The organism is Mesorhizobium sp. M0052 (assembly GCF_040323255.1).
Classification (GTDB): Bacteria; Pseudomonadota; Alphaproteobacteria; order Rhizobiales; family Rhizobiaceae; genus Mesorhizobium.
Genome location: NZ_JAMYUS010000020.1, coordinates 99,957 through 117,173 on the forward strand (window position 1 = coordinate 99,957; position 17,217 = coordinate 117,173).

A 17,217-nucleotide genomic window follows, 5' to 3' on the forward strand; every position below is an offset into this window, starting at 1 on the left:
CGCGCAACCGAAGACTTCCGCTTCCTGCGACTGTTCCTGGAGGAGAAAATCAATGAAACCAATTCGGCTCGCTGCGAGCATAAGCGCAGCTTTCATGCTTACCACGACCCTCTCGACCATGGCGCTGGCGGCGCCGGTCTGCTCGGCGCCGGTTAAGGTGCTGGCGCAACCGCGTGACGGGCTGACGCTGCTGGAAGCGTCCAAGGACGAGTTCCAGAAACTGGCCGGCGCCAGCTTCCAGATCGACTATCTCAACGAGAACGACCGCCGGGCAAAGTCGCGCGCCGATGCGTCCACGGTCGGCAACTACAACGTCTACTATGTCGACGAAGCCAATGTCGCGCTGTTCGCCTCGTCGAAATGGATCGTGCCGCTCACCGACTATTACCCGGCTGACTACGACTACGCCGATTTCGACCCGGGCCGGCAGAAGGTCGCCACCTATGACGGCAAGGTGTGGTTCGCGCCGCTGACCGGCGGCGGCGACCTGATGGTCTACCGCAAGGACATTCTGGAAGCCGCCGGCATCCAGCCGCCGAAGACGCTGGACGAGTTGATCGCCGACGTGCCGAAGCTGACCGATCCCGACAAGGGCATGTACGGCATCGCGCTGCGCGGCGCGCGTGGCTCGGGCGCCAATGTCTGGCGCTGGATGCCGTTCTTCAAGGCCTATGGCGGAAAATGGTTCGACGGTGACAAGCCGGCTTTCAACTCCGAGGCCGCGGTCAAAGCGACCGAGACCTATCTTAAACTGTTCAAGGATTCAGCGCCCGGCACGCAGACCGGCAGCTGGGATGAATCGACCGGCGCCTTCCTGTCGGGCCAGGTTGCCATCTTGGTCGAATCGACGCCGCTGTCGGGCATGGCGGTCGACCCGAAGACCTCGCAAGTGGTCGGCAAGATCGGCTTCCTGCCGCCGCCCTCGCCACTGACCGGCGGCGGCTACGGCCACGGCCTCGCCATCGCCGCCAAGGCCAATGCCGATGACGCCGCGAAGCAATGCGCCGGCCTGTTCATCGCCTGGGCGACGTCGAAGGAGAACGAGAAGCGCCGGCTCGACGCGCACCAGTTCGGCGAGCTCAACCGCACCAGCGTGCTGTCCAGCAAGGAGTTCGCCGACATCTATGGCGCCGATCTCGGCCAGGCGCTTGCCGATACCGGCAAGGTGACGGCGGTGAACTTCTGGCAGGATCCGCGCTGGCCGGATCTCGGCGACCGCTGGGGCATCATCCTGGAAGAGCTGGTCACCGGCACGCGCACCGACGTCAAGGGCGGCCTCGACGAACTCGAGGCCTACGCCAACGAGCTGGTGAAGAAGAAGTAATCCTCCCGCCCGCGGCGCGCGGTCCACGGCATTCGACCGGATGCCGGGACCTGTGCGCCGCGGGTTCTCCCCAAAAAGGCACAGCCCGAGGATAGGCAATGCGCCGACGCTCTTCCCTGCCCGTGACGTTTCTGGTTCCGACGCTCGCCATTCTTCTGGTGCTGTCGATGGTGCCGACGCTGTACGCCATCGTCATTGCGCTGCAGAACCGCGAGCTGAGCTCGTCGGACTATTCCTGGGTCTGGCTGTCGAACTTCATCGACCTGTTCGCCGACCGGCGTTTCCTCAACGCGGTCTGGGTTTCGGTGAAGTGGGAAATCGTCACCGTGGTGGCGACGATGATGGTGGCGATCGGGCTCGGCGTGCTGATGTTCGAAGTAGCGTCGCCGCGGCTGCGCAACATCTACTGCCTGCTGTTCATCATCCCGGTGCTGTTGCCGCGTGTCTCGGCGGCCTTCGTGTGGAAGTTTGCCTATCATCCGCTCTACGGCATCGCCACCTATCCCTACAGGCTGATCACCGGCGGGCTGATCTTCGACCCGCTGTCGAAGCCGTCGACGGCCCTGTTTGCCGTCGCCTCGGTCGATGTCTGGCAGTGGGGACTGTTCTTCGCGGTCATCGTGCTGAAGCTTCTGGAGACCTTGCCGCCGCAGCCGATCGAAGCGGCGCGGCTCGACCACGCCAAACGCTGGCAGATCCATGCCTATGTGACCTTGCCTATGCTGAAGGCGCCGCTGATCAGCCTGATGTTCGTCAAGATGATCGAATCGCTGCGCTCCTTCGACCTGATTTATGTGATGACGCGCGGCGGGCCGGGCGTGGCGACCGAGACGCTCGACATGTACGCCTTCTCGCAAGGCTTCATCGAATCCGGCAAGGTGTCCTATGCCTCGGCCATGGCGGTGCTGATGATGATCGCGACTGTCATCACCTTCACCATGCTGTGGAAGCGGGTGCAGGCATGAGGCCGTATCGCATGAGACCGGGCCGCCTCATCGGCAAGATCATCCTGGCCTTCGCCGGCTTCATGGCGGTGTTTCCGCTCGCCTGGACGGCGGTCAATTCGCTGAAGAACAATGTCGACATCATCACCCGCGTGCCGCGCCTGGTGTTTACCCCGACCTTCGACAATATCAGCTACATCATCGGCCGCGACAGCGTCATGACCGGTCTCTATAACTCGGTCATTTCCTGCGGCGTCGCCGTGCTGATCGGCGTCATGCTCGGCCTTCCGGCAGCCTATGCGGTGGCGCGCTATCCCAATCGCTTCGCTGGCGACATCCAGTTCTTCGTGTTGTCGCTGCGCTTCCTGCCCCCGGTGGCAGTCGCCATTCCGCTGATGGTGATCTGGCTGCAGATCGGGCTCTACGACACCTTGCCGGCGCTGATCGTCACCTATTCGCTGCTCACCATCTCGGTGATCATGTGGCTCGCCATTCCCGCCTTCCAGGCCGTGCCGAAGGAAATCGAGGAAGCCGCTTTCGTCGACGGCTACGGCGCTTACTCGGTGTTCTGGCGCATTGCGCTGCCGGTAGCGGCGCGCTCGCTGATCGGCGCCGTCGCCTTCAGCTTCGTGCTGGTGTGGAACGAATTCCTGATCGCGCTGATGCTGTCCAGTTCCAACGCCAAGACATTGCCGATCGTCGCTTCCGAACTTTCACAGCAAGGCATGAACGTGCCGTGGGGAATCCTCAACGCCTCGGTCGTGCTGTTGTCGCTACCGCCGCTGCTGTTCCTCGGCGTGCTCAGCGGCTTCCTGAATTCCGTTTTCCGGCAAAAAAGACTTGATGCGAGGACTTACCTATGCGGGCACTGGTGCTTGAGAAAAAAGGCGAACTGTCGCTGCGCGAGATCGCGCTGCCGCTCGACGTCGGACCGGGCGATGTCAAGATCGCCATCCACACGGTCGGCGTCTGCGGCAGCGACGTGCACTATTACACCCATGGCGCGATCGGCAGCTATGTCGTGCGGGCCCCGATGGTGCTCGGCCACGAAGCCGCGGGAACGATCGTCGAGATCGGCGCCAATGTCGGCACGCTGAAGGTCGGCGACCGCGTCTGCATGGAGCCGGGCGTGCCGAACCTGTCGTCGCGCGCGACCAGGCTCGGCATCTACAATGTCGACCCTGACGTCTCCTTCTGGGCGACGCCGCCTGTGCATGGCGTGCTGGCGCCCTATGCCGTGCACCCGGCCGCCTTCACCTACAGACTGCCGGACAATGTCACCTTCGCCGAAGGCGCGATGGTCGAACCCTTTGCCATCGGCATGCAGGCGGCGAGCCGCGCCCGCATCGTGCCTGGCGACGTCGCCGTGGTCGTCGGCTGCGGCCCGATCGGCATCATGATCGCGCTGGCGGCGCTGGCCGGCGGCTGCTCGAAGGTGCTGATCTCCGATTTTTCCGCACCCAAGCTCAAGATTGCCGCGCAATATCCCGGCATCGTGCCGGTCAATATAGGTGAGCAATCGCTGGTCGACGCAGTCTCCGCCGCGACCGACAATTGGGGCGCGGATATCGTGTTCGAGGCGAGCGGCAGCCCGAAGGCATTCGCCGACCTGTTCGATGTCGTGCGGCCGGGCGGCGCGGTGGTGCTGGTCGGACTGCCGGTCGAACCGGTCAGCCTCAACGTTCCGGCGGCGATCTCCAAGGAAGTGCGCATCGAGACGGTGTTCCGTTACGCCAACATCTTCGACCGCGCGCTGCAGCTGATCGCCTCGGGGAAGGTCGACCTCAAGCCGCTGATCACCGGCACTTATGATTTCTCGGACAGCATCGAGGCCTTCGAGCGGGCGGCGCAAGGCAAGCCGCAAGACGTCAAGCTGCAAATCCTTCTTACCGGCGAGAAGGGCTGACCATGTCCGCGATCGTTTGCTCCCATGTCGACAAGGCTTACGGCGCCACCACCGTCATCCGCGACCTCAATCTCTCGATCGAGGAGCACGAATTCGTCGTATTCCTCGCCCGTCCGGCTGCGGCAAGTCGACCTTGCTCAGGATGCTGGCCGGACTGGAAGATATCAGCGGCGGGGAAGTGTCGATCGGCGGCAAAGTGGTCAACGATCTCGAGCCCGGCGAGCGCGGCATTGCCATGGTTTTCCAGAACTATGCGCTCTACCCGCATATGACGATCTTCGACAACATCGCCTTTGGGCTCAAGCGACAGAAAGTGCCCCCGGCCGAGATCCGGAAGCGGGTCGAGGCGGTGGCAAAGACGCTCGGCCTCGAACCTTACCTCGCCCGCAAGCCGACCGAACTTTCCGGCGGCCAGCAGCAGCGCGTGGCGATTGCGCGCGCCATGATCAAGACGCCGAAAGTGTTCCTGTTCGACGAGCCGCTGTCCAATCTCGATGCCAAGCTGCGCAACCACATGCGGGTCGAGATCGCCCGGCTGCATCAGTCGCTGAAGACCACCACCGTCTATGTCACCCACGATCAGTTGGAAGCGATGACGCTGGCCGACCGGATCGTGCTGCTCAGGGATGGCGTTATCGAACAGATCGGCTCGCCTGCGGAGATCTATCGCCAGCCGGGCAATCTGTTCGTCGCCGCCTTCATCGGTACGCCGAACATGAATTTCATCGACGTGGCCGTCGGGCGGAAGGACGAACGCTGGACGCTGACAGGCGGCGGCTCGACCTTCTCCATAGAAGGCTCGGGCTTCGATCTGCGCGGCGTCCAGCGCGCCGTGCTTGGAATCCGACCGCCGGACCTGAAGACCGCCGGCGCTCAGAGCATCAATCTTCTGCAAGGCACCGCCGACCTCATCGAGTTCCATGGCAATGACGCGCTGGTGACGTTCGCCTGCGGCGGCAAGGAGGTCGGCGCGTTGATATCGGCCCGCGAATGCCCGGCGTTGCGCGCGCCTGTGCGCTATACGTTCGAGGAGGAGAGCGTGCATCTGTTCGACGCGGCGACCGGCGCATCCTTGCGCCGGCGAGAGGAGGCCTAGATTTGGTACGCAATTCCGGACGGAAAACCGTTTCACACTTTTCCTGGAATTCCTCTAGCTGATGGCGTCGAGCTCCTGCCGCTGGCGGTGCATTTCGAGGAAAATCTTGTAGTCGCGGTCGAAGCGGCCTGAAGCGGCCGGGTTCGAGGTGCGCGCCCTGCCGCCTTGCTGCATGGCGACGCAAGCGGCATTCAGGTCCGGGAACAGACCGGCCGCGGTGGCGGCGACCATGCCGGTGCCGAGCAGAACGGCTTCGTCGGCCAGCGGCTCGATCACCGCGCAGCCGGTCGCGTCGGCATAAAGCTCCATCAGCAACGGGTTCTTGGTGTGGCCGCCGGTGACGTGCAGCGTGTCGATGAGATAGCCGTTCTCGTTCAGCGCCTCCAGCACATGGCGCACGCCGAGCGCGATGCCGACGGCCGTGCGCCAATAGAGCTTGCACAGGCTGTCGAAGGAGGAATCCAGCGTCAGCCCGCTGACCACGCCGACGGCATGCGGGTCGGCAAGCGGCGAGCGGTTGCCGTGAAAATCCGGCAGCACATGCAGCCTCGCCGCCAGCTTGTCGCCTTCGGTGCTGCGCAGTTCAGCGACGCGCCTGGCGATCTTGGCATGCATGGCCGCATCCGGCTCGCCGCCGGCGCCATGCCAGCGGATGATGTGGTCGAGCAAAGCCCCGGTAGCCGACTGGCCGCCTTCCGACAGCCAGAGCTTTGGCAGTGCGGCGCCATAGTATGGACCCCAGACGCCGGCGAAAGGCTGCGGGTCGGGCGACATCGCCATGACGCAGGACGAGGTGCCGGCGATCAATGCCAGATGGCGGCCGATATTCTGCTCGTCGCCAGCAAAGCCGCCGAGCACGCCAAGCGCGCCGGCATAGGCATCGATGACGCCGGCGCCGACCCGACAGTTTTCGCTCAAGCCCAACTCCGCCGCCGCTTCAGGGGTGAGCGTGCCGATGTCTTCGCCGACAGCACTTGCCTTCTCCGGCAGGCTGCCGTGTTCGAACAGATCGCCAAGCCCGACCCTGTCGAAGAAGTCACGGCGCCAGCCGGTTTCCTCATGCGCCAGATAGGTCCATTTGGCGGTCAGCGTGCATTGCGAGCGCGCCAGCGACCCGGTCGCCTTCCAGGTCAGGAAATCGGTGAGGTCGAACAGGTAGCCGGCTTCATGCCAAGTTCCCGGCAGATTGCGCTTCAGCCACATCAGCTTCGGCGTCGCCATTTCCGGCGACATGACGCCACCGATATAGTCGAGTACGGCGTGGCCGCTATCGGTGCATTCATCTGCCTCGGCGATGGCGCGATGGTCGAGCCAGACGATGGTGTCCCAGCGCCGTTCGCCCGTCACCGAGACGCTGAGCTGGCCGGCATTCCTGTCCAGCACCACCAGCGAGCAGGTGGCGTCGAACGACATGCCGACAATATCGTCGGCTGACACACCGGCCTTTTCGCGCGCGGCACGCACCGCGATGCAGACCGCCGACCAGATATCCTGCGAATTGTGCTCGGCGTGATCGGCCTTCGGCTGGTTCATGACGATCGGATGCTCGGCGCGGCCGAGCAAGGTGCCTGACGTATCGAGAATGCCCGCGCGGGCGCTCCCGGTGCCGACATCGACCGCGCAAACGAAGCTTTTCGTCAAGATGCTTTTACTCTCGCTCCCTAGAGCCGGATGATTTCAGGTCTGTTCGACCTGAAATCTGAATCCGTCTCTAAATCAAAGAAGTAGAGCATGATGTCGTCCGAAAACCGCTTCACACTTTTTGGCATCATGCTCTAGCCTGCAATCAGATCGGGCAATTGCAGCATGTCCGCGAATATAAAGTCCGGTTCACTCGACGCAAGCCGCGCTTTCAAGGCCGGGTTGCCGGCGTGCGAACCGCCGGTGAAAGCAAAGACGCGCATGCCGGCCGCACGCGCCGCCGCGATGCCGGCAGGGCTGTCCTCGATTACGATGCAATTACCGGGATGCGCGCCCATTGCGGCGGCGGCATGGAGAAAAAGATCCGGCGCCGGCTTGCCGCGCGGGACCATGGCGGCGCTGAACAGATGGGGCTCGAGCAGGCCGAGCAGGCCGGTAACGTCGAGCGCATAGCGAATGCGGTCGAGCGTGCCGGAAGAGGCGACGCAGCAGGGAATGCCCAGCCTCGGCAGGATGTCGCTGATGCCGGGAATCGGCTTCAGCTCCTCGCGGAATTTGCGCATCAGTTCGACGCGCATGTCGGTCAGATGCACGTCGGTGATGTCGATGGTGAAATCGCGAAGAAGTATCTCGCGCACGCTCTTCATGCTCTTGCCTAAGAAATGCTCGTAGGCGGTATCTTCGCTGACCGAGCCCCCGGCGGCAGAGATCATGCCGAGCAGAGCCGAAACCGACAGCGCCTCGCTGTCGACCAGCACGCCGTCACAGTCGAAGATGACCAGTTCGGGCGTCATTGCGGCTGGCGTCAGAGCTTGCCGGAGATGTAGCGCGTCAGCGTCGCGCGCGTGCCATTCGCCCACAAGACGTTGAGCGCATGGGCAAAGGCCTCGGCGAACGGCGCCGAGCGGCCGACCCCGCCATAGATATCCTCCATCGCAAGCCAGGCGCCGGGCTTGTCCTTCGCCGCCTTGGCGCTTGCCTGCAGCCGGCCCCAGCTCGGGTCGTTGGCCTCGATGACCGCGCCGCTGTCGGTGGTGCCGAAGCAATAGCGGCACCACAGCGCCGACTCGAGCGCCAGACCCGCGACGCTCTTCCCGGCTTTCAGCCGGTCGGCGATGGTCGGGATGATGAATTTCGGCTGCCGGTTGGAACCGTCGAGGCAAAGCCGGCGGATGGTGTCGCCGATCTTGGGGTTGGAAAAGCGGTGCTCGATGAGCTGGTAATAATCCTCCAGCACGGTGTCCGGCACCGGCGGCACGGTCGGGATGATCTCGTCATGCTCGAGCTTGGCGAGGAAGCCGCGCACCAGCGGCTCCTGCATCGCCTCATGGACGAAATGGATGTCCATCAACCCTGCGGGATAAGCGATCGTGGCATGACCGCCATTGAGGATGCGGATCTTCATCAGTTCATAGGGCGCGACATCCCTCACGAATTGCACACCGACCTTTTCCAGCGGCGGGCGGCCGTCGGTGAAACGGTCTTCCAGCACCCATTGCTTGAACGGCTCGCAGAACACCGGCCAGTTGTCCTCGAGGCCGAACTCGGTGGCGAGAATACCGCGCTCGCGGTCGGAGGTGGCGGGGGTGATGCGGTCGACCATGCCGTTGGGAAAGGCGACATTGTCGCTGACCCAGTTTGCCAGATCCTCATCGATCAGCCGGGCGAGGCCGATGACGCCATCCGAGGTGACATGGCCATTGTGAGGGATGTTGTCGCAGGACATGACGGTGAACGGCACGATGCCGTCGGCCCGGCGGCGCATCAGGCCCGCAAGGATGAGGCCGAACACCGTCTTCGGCGTCGTGCCTGCCTGTGCGTCGGCGACGATGTCGGGGTGGGTCGGGTTGAACTTGCCGGAGGCCGGATCGATGAAATAACCGCCTTCCGTGATGGTCAGCGAGACGATCTTGATCGCCGGATCGGCGAGCTGGTCGATGATGGCATCGGCATCGCCGGGCGTCAGGAAGTCGATCATGACGCCGGTGACGCGGGCGCTCATATGGTCGGAATCCTGCTCGACCACGGTGGTCAGCCAGTCCTGCTCCTGCAGCTTGGAACGGCCGATTTTTTCGCCCTCGAAGACTCCGGCGCCGACCAGCGCCCAGTCATGGCCGATGCCTGCATTGAAGAGATCGTCGAGGTAGACCGCCTGATGCGAGCGATGGAAATTGCCGACGCCGAAATGGACGATACCGGGTTTGAGCCTGGAGCGATCATATCTGGGACCGGCGACCTTGGCGGGGAGTTCCGAGAGGATCGAGGAGGAGAGTTTCACGGTCATTTTTCTACCCTTTTGGCCGGGCTGCGGCCTTCGTGATCCCGGCCCATCAACTCATCCATTGGCCGCCATCGACATTGTAGGTCTGGGCGACGATGTATTCGGCGTCGTCGCTGGCCAGGAACACCGCCATGCCGGTCAGGTCCTCCGGCTTGCCCATGCGGCCATAGGGCACGCCCTCGCCGACCAGCCGCTTCTTCTCGCCCTTCGGCCGGTTCTCATATTTGGCAAACAGCGCATCGACCTCATCCCACATATCGCTGTCGACGACGCCGGGCGCGATGCCATTGACGTTGATGCGGTGCTTGATCAGGTCGAGCCCGGCGGACTGGGTCAGCGAAATCACCGCGGCCTTGGTGGCGCAATAGACGGCGACCAGCGGCTCGCCGCGCCGTCCGGCCTGGCTGGCGATGTTGATGATCCTGCCGCCCTTGCCCCTTGCGATCATCGAACGTGCCGCTGCCTGCAGCATGAACAAAGTGCCGGCGACGTTGACGGAGAACAATTTGTCGTAGCTCGCTTTGGTGATCTCGACGATCGGCGCCAGGTCGAACAAGGCAGCATTGTTGATCAGGATGTCGAGGCCACCGGTCTTTGTTTCGACCGCCTTCACCGCCGCCTCGATCGAAGCGAGGTCGCTGACGTCGAGCCTGACCGGATAGGCGTTGGCGCCGATCTCGGAGGCTGTCTTTTCGGCAGCCGCCAGATTGATATCGGCAATGGCGACGGTCGCACCCTCACGCACATAAGCTTCGGCGAAGGCCTTGCCGATGCCGCGTGCTGATCCGGTGACCAGCGCCGATTTGCCTTTCAGCCTCACTGCGTCAGCGCCTTTCCGTCGGGGCCGAAGCGATGCATCCGGACCTTGTCGGGGGTGAGGTAAATGGTGTCGCCGTGACGGACGGGCATTTCGCCATCGGCGCGCACGGTCAGCGGACCGACGCCGTCAGCCTGGACATGCAGGAAGGTGTCGGATCCAAGATGCTCGGCGACGCCGACAAGGGCTTTCCAGTCGCCCGCCGTGGTCGATATCCCCATGTGCTCGGGACGGATGCCGATGGTCTTGGCGTTGTATTTGGCCGCCGGCGCGCCTTCGATCAGATTCATCTTCGGCGAACCGATGAAGCCGGCGACAAACAGGTTCTTCGGCGACTTGTAGAGTTCCATCGGCGAGCCGACCTGTTCGATGTTGCCGGCGTTGAGCACGACGATCTTGTCGGCCATGGTCATGGCCTCGATCTGGTCGTGGGTGACGTAGACCATCGTCGTCTTGAGCTGGTGGTGCAGCTCGCTGATTTCCAGACGCATGGTGCCGCGCAGTGCGGCATCGAGGTTGGACAGCGGCTCGTCGAACAGGAATGCCGAGGGCTGGCGCACGATGGCGCGGCCGATGGCGACGCGTTGCCGCTGGCCGCCGGAGAGCTGGCCGGGCCGGCGTTCGAGATAGTTGGTGAGGTTGAGGACCCGGGCTGCGTCCTTCACCTTCTTGTCGATCGTCGCCACATCCTCGCCCGCCATCTTCAGCGGGAAGCCGATGTTCTTGGCCACCGTCATATGCGGATAGAGCGCATAGGACTGGAATACCATGGCCAGCTTGCGCTTGGCCGGCGCCTCGCCGGTGACGTCACGGCCATCGATGTTGATGGTGCCCCCGCTGGTGTCCTCGAGCCCGGCGATGAGGCGCAGCAACGTGGACTTGCCGCAACCCGACGGCCCGACGAAGACGACGAACTCGCCATTCTCGATGACGAGGTCGAGGCCTGGAATGATGACCGTCGATCCGAAATGCTTGGAGACGTTCTTGAGCGTGATGTTTCCCATGGTTTCCTCCCCGAGGGGTTATTTGGCCGGATTGCTTCAGGCAACGTCCGTTATTTTACCGCGCCGAATGTCAGGCCGCGCACCAACTGCTTCTGGCTGAACCAGCCCATGATCAGGATGGGGGCGATGGCCAGCGTCGAGGCCGCCGAAAGCTTGGCCCAGAACAGGCCTTGCGGGCTTGAGAACGAACTGATGAAGGCCGTCAGCGGCGCCGCCTCGGTGGTGGTCAGGCGGATGGTCCAGAACGCTTCGTTCCACGCCAGGATGATGTTGAGCAGCATGGTCGAGGCGATGCCCGGCACGGCCATGGGGGTCAGCACATAGACGATCTCGCCCCACAGGGTGGCGCCGTCCATGCGTGCCGCTTCCAGGATCTCGCCGGGGATTTCGCGGAAGTAGGTGTAGAGCATCCAGATCACGATCGGCAGGTTGATCAGCATCAGCATGATCATCAGGCCGATGCGGCTGTCGAGCAGTCCGGCATCGCGGAAGATGAGGTAGATCGGGAACAGCACGGCAACCGCCGGCATCATCTTGGTCGAGAGCATCCACATCAGGATGTCCTTGGTCCACTTGCCCGGCGAGAAGGCCATCGACCAGGCGGCCGGAACCGCGACTATCAGGGCCAGGATGGTCGAGCCGACCGAGAGCAGCACCGAGTTGAAGAAGAACTTGAAGTAGCCGCTCTGCGCCTGGACCTCGGTATAGCTCTCGAACGTCCCCGACGGGATCAGCGCGAAGCCCTGGATGGCCTCCTGCTCCGACTTGAACGAGGTGATGATCGTGTAGAGGATCGGGAAGAAGATCAGCAGCGCGACGATCCAGGCGGCGCCTGTCGCAATGACCTTGTGTTGGGTGGTGACTGCACGTGCCATCGTATCCTCCCTTACTTGTCCAGGTTCTTGCCCACCGCGCGCATGGCGAAGAAGGCGACGATGTTGGCGAGAATGACGGCGATGACACCGCCGGCCGATGCCTGGCCGATTTTGAACTCCAGCAATGCCTTCTGGTAGACGAGGAAGGGCAGGTTGGTGGAGGCATAGCCGGGTCCGCCATTGGTGGTGACCAGGATTTCGGCATAGACCGACAGCAGGAAGATGGTCTGGATCAGGATGACGACGGTGATGGCGCGCGACATGTGCGGCAGCGTCAGATAGATGAAGCGGCTGACGAAGCCGGCGCCGTCCATCTCGGCGGCTTCCTTCTGCTCGCCGTCGAGCGACTGCAATGCGGTCAGCAGGATCAGCGTGGCGAAGGGAAGCCATTGCCAGGCGACGATGATGATGATGGCCAGCATCGGATGCTGCCCGAACCAGTCGATCGGTTGAGCCCCGAAGAAGCGCGCAATGTCGGCAAAGACGCCGTATTGCGGGTGCATGATCATGTTCTTCCAGACAAGTGCAGCCACCGGCGGCATGACGAAGAACGGAGAGATGACGAGGATGCGGACGATCCCCTGTCCCCACATCGGCTGATCGATCAACAGCGCCAGCATGATGCCGCCGATCACGGTGATCAGCAGCACGCTGCCGACCAGGACGAGCGTGTTCAGGATCGATTGCAGGAATGCCGGGTTGGAATAGAACAGCGAGTAGTTCGAGAACCAGACGAAGCCGTCGCGGATCGGGTTCAGCGGATTGTATTGCTGGAAGGAGAACCAGAAGGTGATGACCAGCGGCACGATCATCCAGACGAACAGCAACACGACGGACGGCGCCATCATGAAGCGGGCAAGCGAACGGGTCTGCTGAGTAGCCATGACGGTCACCCTTCACTAGTCGGACTGAATTTTCACAGCGGGGAAAAAGCGGCCGCCCGAACTGGGACTCGGGCGGCCATCGCCGGTCAGGAGGCGACCGGCGTTCGGCACCGGGAGGAGCCTTACTTGATATAACCGCCTTCGGTCATGGTCGCCGTGGCGGCGTCCTGCGCCTGCTTGAGCGCGTCGTCTACGCTGGTCTGGCCGGCGAGCGCCGCCGAGAACAGCTGGCCAACGGTTGTGCCGAGGCCCTGGAACTCAGGAATGGCGACGAACTGCACACCGACATAGGGCACCGGCTTGACCGTCGGATGCGCCGGATCGGCGGCATTGATCGAGTCCAGCGTCATCTTGGCGAACGGGGCCGCCTTCTGGTACTCGGGATTGGCGTAGAGCGAGGAACGCGTTCCCGGAGGAACGTTGGCCCAGCCTTCCTTGGAAGCGACCAGTTCGGCATAGTGCTTGCTGGTCGCCCATGAGACGAACTTCTGGGCGGATTCCGCCTTCTGCGTGCCTGCGGGGATCGCCAGCGACCATGCCCAGAGCCAGTTGGCGCGCTTGCCGAGGCCATTGTCCGGCGCCAAAGCATAACCGACCTTGTCGGCCACCTTCGAGGCCTTCGGATCCGAGACGAAGGACGCCGCCACGGTGGCGTCGATCCACATGCCGCACTTGCCTTGCTGGAACAGAGCCAGATTCTCGTTGAAGCCGTTGGACGAAGCGCCTTCCGGACCGTCGGCCTTCATCAGGTCGACATAGAACTGCAGTGTGTTCTTCCATTCCGGTTGGTCGAACTGCGGCTTCCAGTTCTCGTCGAACCAGCGGGCGCCAAACGAGTTGGACATGGCCGTCAGGAACGCCGTGTTCTCGCCCCAGCCGGCCTTGCCGCGCAGGCATACGCCGTTCACGCCATTGGCGCGGTCGGTCATCTTGTCGGCCGCCTGCTTGATGAAGTCCCACGTCGGGGCATCGGGCATGGTCAGCCCGGCCTTCTCGATCAGGTCCTTGCGGTACATGACGAAGGAGCTTTCGCCGTAGAAGGGCGCGGCATAGAGCTTGCCGTCGACCGAGAGGCCGCCGGCGATGGCCGGGATGATGTCCTTGGCGTCATAGTCGTCGCCGAGCTTGTCGAGCGGCAACAGCCAGCTCTGCTTGGCCCAGATCGGAACCTCGTAGGTGCCGATCGTCATCACGTCATACTGGCCGCCCTTGGTGGCAATGTCGGTGGTGACGCGCTCGCGCAGCACGTTCTCTTCGAGCGTGACCCAGTTGAGCGTGACGTCGGGGTTAGCCTTGGTGAAGTCGTCGGTCAGCTTCTGCATGCGGACCATGTCGCCATTGTTGACGGTGGCGATGGTGATGGATTCGGCATGCGCGGCGAAAGCGAAGGCGCTGGCCGACAACAGGCCCAAAGTGAGCGTGCGCAGTTTCATCAAATTCCTCCCATGAACCAAGATGAGCATTTGCCTTGGTAATGGGCAATTACTCACTTGGCATAAATTATGTCAAGTCAGATTCGATGCTGCAGCGCAGCACGCAAGGCGGAGCGCGGCGTTGCGCGCGTAGAGGATATTGAACGGATTTGGGAAGCTGTTTGCAGGGGATGTGAGAGCGCGTTGATGCCGACCCATCGCAACCCAATCGTCGCGCCAGGGGAGCGATAGGGCCGAGTCCATCAGCCGTGGGACGGGTAGCTTCCCACGGAATATTCGAAAACCCTGCCGTCGCGTGTTTGCTTGGCTCTGGTCAGCACTTCCGTCACCTGGATCCAGCTGGGCTCGTCCTTGCGCAGCCTAACTTCCCGGCCGATTGCCTTCACGGCAGCTTGAAACGGCGTAAATGCTTCGATCACCTGCGTCGTGCGCACGGTGTTGTTTTCGATTTCTTCGACGCGATAGACTTTCATCAGCCGGCTGATCGACCCTGTTTCAATCTGCAGACGATTGATCCTGCTCAATTGGGTCGTCACAAGCACAAGCCTATGCCGGGCGAGTGATATCGACAGCGTTTTTGTCAAGCTTGGTTAACCGGGTGGCCCGATCGCAGCTGTTTGTCCGCGAAAGCGAGCATTCGTCGCGGATCCATGGCTCGCTTTGCATCTCGGAAATCAATCCGCGAGTCGCTCGCCCTCAGGCGCAGGCGATCTCGGCCAGGATCCAGTCCCGGAAGGCTTTTATCTTCGGCACGTTGCGACGCGCCGTCGGGTAGACCAGCCAATAGGCGTGGCCGTCGTCGCCGACCAGGTCGAAGGGCTGGATCAGGCGGCCGGCGGCGAGCTCGGTCTTGAACAATGCGGTGGTCAGGATCGCCACACCATGGCCGGCGATGGCCGCGTTCGCCTCATAGGCCTGCGCGCCCATGCTGGTGCCGGTGCGCCTGGCAAGTTCGTCCGCCGGGACGCCGGCAAGGGCGAACCATTCCCGCCACCAGATGTCGCCGGGATCGAGAATGGGCAGCTTGAACAGGTCGGCGGGTTCGTGGACGCCACCTATGGTGGCAGCGAGTGCCGGGCTCAGCACCGGGGTGAAATCGGCCTTGAACAAAAGATGGGTCTCCACTCCAGGCCACTTGCCGCTGCCGGAGCGGATAGCGATGTCCATGTCCTCGCGGGCAAAATCGATCACCCTGTTCGAGGTATCGACGCGCACCGCCAGCGACGGATGCGCGACCTGGAAGGAGCCGAGATGCTGCGCCAGCCAGTTCGAGGCGAAGGTCAGCAGCGTCGAGACACACAGCACACCATCGGCGCCCCCACGCGCGGCGGAATAGGCGCTTGAGAGCAGGCTGAACGCCTCGCTGACGGCGGGCGCCAGGCGCTGGCCGGGTTCCGTCAGCACAATCTGTCGCGGCTGGCGCAGGAACAGCGGCGAACCGATGCGCTCTTCCAGAAGCTTGATCTGATAGCTGGCGGCGGCCTGCGTCATGCCGAGTTCCTGCGCGGCCTTGGTGAAGGAGAGATGCCGCGCGACGGCTTCGAACACTCTGATGGCCTGCAGCGGCGGCAGCTGGGCGAGCTGCGGTGCCTTGAGATCGGGCATAAGCCCTCCTTATGGGTCTTGATCGACGTTTGATTGGAAGCCGGAGCCGATCAGACTGATATTTGGTGTCGAGGAACAATCCAGTTCAAGCATAGCGGAGGCTGAAGATCATGACCACGGTACAGGAAAAGCTGCATTCGGCCCCGGCGCGAAGCTGGTTTTCCGTGCTGGCGCACGAATTTTCCCTGCTGGTACGCCGCCGCCGCAGCTATGTCGACGTCAGGGAATTGTCGCCGCATCTGCAGCGCGACATGGGTTTCCTCGATGGAAATGATGTTTGCGGACGGCACAAATAGCAGTGCCGATTTTATCACCAGATCAGGCGCCGTCGAGTAGGGCCGTGGCGGTCCGCTCGTCGGTGATGAGGCCATTGACCAGCCGGCGGTTCACCGCAGCCAGGATGCCCGGCAATTTGCGTTCGCCCATGGCGAGTGCAATGACCAGCGACTTTTCGCGTGACGGCAAGGCTGCCGACGATACCCGGTCGTTGGTGATGCCCTCGATCATGCGGCCTTCCCGGTCGAACACCCAGCCGACGATCTCGGCGACGCCGCCAGCCTTTTGCAAAGCCTTCAGCTCGCTTTCCGAGATAAAACCGTCCTCGTAGAGCGGCGCCTTCGGGCCGAGATCGCCGATGCCGACAAAGGTGACGTCGGCTTCCGCGGCCAGCGCCAGCGTCGGTTGGATCATCGGCTGGGCAAGCAGCATCTCGCGCTCTTCCGGCGACGAGGCGATGACCGGCAGCGGCATCGGGAACGAGCGGGCCTTGACCCGGTCGGCCATGGTGAAGATGACGTTGTAGAAGGCGGCCGAACCGTCGGGCGAGATGTTGCCGGTCAAGGACACAACCTTGTGCTGCGAGCATTCCATCGGCGGCAATTGCTCGATCGCCGCCTTCAGCGTGCGGCCGGTGCCGATGGCCAAGACGATGGGCGTCGGTGACCGCAGCCGCCGCTCGATCTCGGCCGCGGCCGCCTCAGCAATGCCGATCGTGGTCGAGGATGAGGTTGGATCGCTCGGCACCACTTCGACGAGGTCGAGCGCGAAGCGTGACTTCAGTCTAGCTGCGAGATCAAGGCAATTGGCGATCGGGTGATCGACGCGAACCTTGATCAGCCCCTCTGACACCGCCAGCGACACCAGCCGCTGCGCCGTCTGCCGGGAAATGCCGAGCGTGGCGGCGATCTGGTCCTGGGTGTTGCCGGCAACATAATAAAGCCAACCGGCGCGCGCTGCCTCGTCCAGCCTGCTGCTGCCGCCGTCTTGCCGCGAATTCAAAATGTGCCTCCAGCCCTGCCCCTTTGCCCGCCCTTGGGCGAAGCGTCATAGTCTTGCAGGGAATGTGTCGGCGCGCAATTGTCTATCGGCAGGGCAATTGCTTGCTGCTTCGATCCGACTGCCGCGCGG

At 63.0% G+C, this 17,217-nt stretch carries 15 protein-coding genes and 2 pseudogenes; 6 read left to right on the plus strand and 11 right to left on the minus strand.

Features of this window, described 5'->3' with window-relative positions:
- Positions 1-52: 52 nt before the first annotated feature.
- The 5 genes and pseudogenes from NKJ77_RS24495 to NKJ77_RS24515 all read left to right on the plus strand — a co-directional run bounded on the left by NKJ77_RS24495 (position 53) and on the right by NKJ77_RS24515 (position 5,270).
- Entirely contained in the window at positions 53-1,324 is a 1,272-nt protein-coding gene (locus tag NKJ77_RS24495; RefSeq protein ID WP_023693095.1) for an ABC transporter substrate-binding protein, read from the plus strand.
- Between the two features lie 98 nt (positions 1,325-1,422).
- Complete coding sequence (locus tag NKJ77_RS24500; RefSeq protein WP_023683583.1) at positions 1,423-2,289, plus strand: carbohydrate ABC transporter permease; 867 nt, start codon at positions 1,423-1,425, stop codon at positions 2,287-2,289.
- An 11-nt stretch (positions 2,290-2,300) separates the two neighbouring features.
- Positions 2,301-3,107, plus strand: a pseudogene (locus tag NKJ77_RS24505) (carbohydrate ABC transporter permease); the annotation flags it as partial.
- A 20-nt stretch (positions 3,108-3,127) separates the two neighbouring features.
- A complete protein-coding gene (locus NKJ77_RS24510; protein ID WP_023683584.1) occupies positions 3,128-4,174 on the plus strand; it encodes an NAD(P)-dependent alcohol dehydrogenase in 1,047 nt (348 codons plus the stop codon).
- 2 nt (positions 4,175-4,176) lie between these two features.
- Positions 4,177-5,270, plus strand: a pseudogene (locus NKJ77_RS24515) (ABC transporter ATP-binding protein).
- 54 nt (positions 5,271-5,324) lie between these two features.
- Here the strand turns inward: NKJ77_RS24515 and NKJ77_RS24520 are convergent.
- From NKJ77_RS24520 to NKJ77_RS24565, 10 genes are all read right to left on the minus strand, one after another.
- Entirely contained in the window at positions 5,325-6,911 is a 1,587-nt protein-coding gene (locus NKJ77_RS24520) for an FGGY-family carbohydrate kinase (RefSeq protein WP_023832543.1), read from the minus strand.
- A gap of 134 nt (positions 6,912-7,045) precedes the next feature.
- Positions 7,046-7,705 carry an HAD family hydrolase gene (locus tag NKJ77_RS24525; RefSeq protein ID WP_023671254.1) on the minus strand — a complete coding sequence of 220 codons (660 nt, stop codon included), beginning with the start codon at positions 7,703-7,705 and terminating at the stop codon, positions 7,046-7,048.
- An 11-nt stretch (positions 7,706-7,716) separates the two neighbouring features.
- Positions 7,717-9,195, minus strand: a complete 1,479-nt coding sequence (locus NKJ77_RS24530; RefSeq protein WP_023832542.1) for a mannitol dehydrogenase family protein — start codon at positions 9,193-9,195, stop codon at positions 7,717-7,719.
- A 46-nt stretch (positions 9,196-9,241) separates the two neighbouring features.
- Positions 9,242-10,012, minus strand: coding sequence for an L-iditol 2-dehydrogenase (locus NKJ77_RS24535; RefSeq protein ID WP_023832541.1), 771 nt, complete (start codon positions 10,010-10,012; stop codon positions 9,242-9,244).
- On the minus strand, positions 10,009-11,013 hold the full coding sequence (locus tag NKJ77_RS24540) for an ABC transporter ATP-binding protein (protein ID WP_023671251.1): 1,005 nt from the start codon (positions 11,011-11,013) through the stop codon (positions 10,009-10,011). The genes NKJ77_RS24535 and NKJ77_RS24540 overlap by 4 nt, the downstream gene beginning before the upstream one ends.
- A gap of 50 nt (positions 11,014-11,063) precedes the next feature.
- Positions 11,064-11,888 carry a carbohydrate ABC transporter permease gene (locus tag NKJ77_RS24545; protein WP_023671250.1) on the minus strand — a complete coding sequence of 275 codons (825 nt, stop codon included), beginning with the start codon at positions 11,886-11,888 and terminating at the stop codon, positions 11,064-11,066.
- A gap of 11 nt (positions 11,889-11,899) precedes the next feature.
- Positions 11,900-12,772 (minus strand): carbohydrate ABC transporter permease, encoded by an 873-nt coding sequence (locus NKJ77_RS24550; protein WP_023711367.1) that lies wholly within the window; start codon positions 12,770-12,772, stop codon positions 11,900-11,902.
- 122 nt (positions 12,773-12,894) lie between these two features.
- On the minus strand, positions 12,895-14,205 hold the full coding sequence (locus NKJ77_RS24555) for an ABC transporter substrate-binding protein (RefSeq protein WP_023806257.1): 1,311 nt from the start codon (positions 14,203-14,205) through the stop codon (positions 12,895-12,897).
- A gap of 242 nt (positions 14,206-14,447) precedes the next feature.
- Positions 14,448-14,789, minus strand: a complete 342-nt coding sequence (locus NKJ77_RS24560; RefSeq protein WP_155923262.1) for a hypothetical protein — start codon at positions 14,787-14,789, stop codon at positions 14,448-14,450.
- Between the two features lie 112 nt (positions 14,790-14,901).
- Positions 14,902-15,810, minus strand: coding sequence for a LysR substrate-binding domain-containing protein (locus NKJ77_RS24565; RefSeq protein WP_023671245.1), 909 nt, complete (start codon positions 15,808-15,810; stop codon positions 14,902-14,904).
- 110 nt (positions 15,811-15,920) lie between these two features.
- Between NKJ77_RS24565 and NKJ77_RS24570 the strand changes: the two genes are divergently transcribed.
- Entirely contained in the window at positions 15,921-16,106 is a 186-nt protein-coding gene (locus tag NKJ77_RS24570; RefSeq protein WP_023732685.1) for a hypothetical protein, read from the plus strand.
- A 22-nt stretch (positions 16,107-16,128) separates the two neighbouring features.
- On the opposite strand, the gene NKJ77_RS24575 is transcribed toward NKJ77_RS24570, so the two are convergent.
- Entirely contained in the window at positions 16,129-17,088 is a 960-nt protein-coding gene (locus tag NKJ77_RS24575; protein WP_023689163.1) for a sugar-binding transcriptional regulator, read from the minus strand.
- Positions 17,089-17,217 lie beyond the last annotated feature (129 nt).

What these genes read in the sequence shown, in the direction of transcription:
- NKJ77_RS24495 (WP_023693095.1), top strand. Translation starts at nt 53, where the DNA reads ATGAAACCAATTCGGCTCGCTGCGAGCATAAGCGCAGCTTTCATGCTT.
- NKJ77_RS24500 (WP_023683583.1), top strand. Translation starts at nt 1,423, where the DNA reads ATGCGCCGACGCTCTTCCCTGCCCGTGACGTTTCTGGTTCCGACGCTC.
- NKJ77_RS24510 (WP_023683584.1), top strand. Translation starts at nt 3,128, where the DNA reads ATGCGGGCACTGGTGCTTGAGAAAAAAGGCGAACTGTCGCTGCGCGAG.
- NKJ77_RS24525 (WP_023671254.1), bottom strand. Translation starts at nt 7,705, where the DNA reads ATGACGCCCGAACTGGTCATCTTCGACTGTGACGGCGTGCTGGTCGAC.
- NKJ77_RS24530 (WP_023832542.1), bottom strand. Translation starts at nt 9,195, where the DNA reads ATGACCGTGAAACTCTCCTCCTCGATCCTCTCGGAACTCCCCGCCAAG.
- NKJ77_RS24540 (WP_023671251.1), bottom strand. Translation starts at nt 11,013, where the DNA reads ATGGGAAACATCACGCTCAAGAACGTCTCCAAGCATTTCGGATCGACG.
- NKJ77_RS24545 (WP_023671250.1), bottom strand. Translation starts at nt 11,888, where the DNA reads ATGGCACGTGCAGTCACCACCCAACACAAGGTCATTGCGACAGGCGCC.
- NKJ77_RS24550 (WP_023711367.1), bottom strand. Translation starts at nt 12,772, where the DNA reads ATGGCTACTCAGCAGACCCGTTCGCTTGCCCGCTTCATGATGGCGCCG.
- NKJ77_RS24555 (WP_023806257.1), bottom strand. Translation starts at nt 14,205, where the DNA reads ATGAAACTGCGCACGCTCACTTTGGGCCTGTTGTCGGCCAGCGCCTTC.
- NKJ77_RS24565 (WP_023671245.1), bottom strand. Translation starts at nt 15,810, where the DNA reads ATGCCCGATCTCAAGGCACCGCAGCTCGCCCAGCTGCCGCCGCTGCAG.
- NKJ77_RS24570 (WP_023732685.1), top strand. Translation starts at nt 15,921, where the DNA reads ATGACCACGGTACAGGAAAAGCTGCATTCGGCCCCGGCGCGAAGCTGG.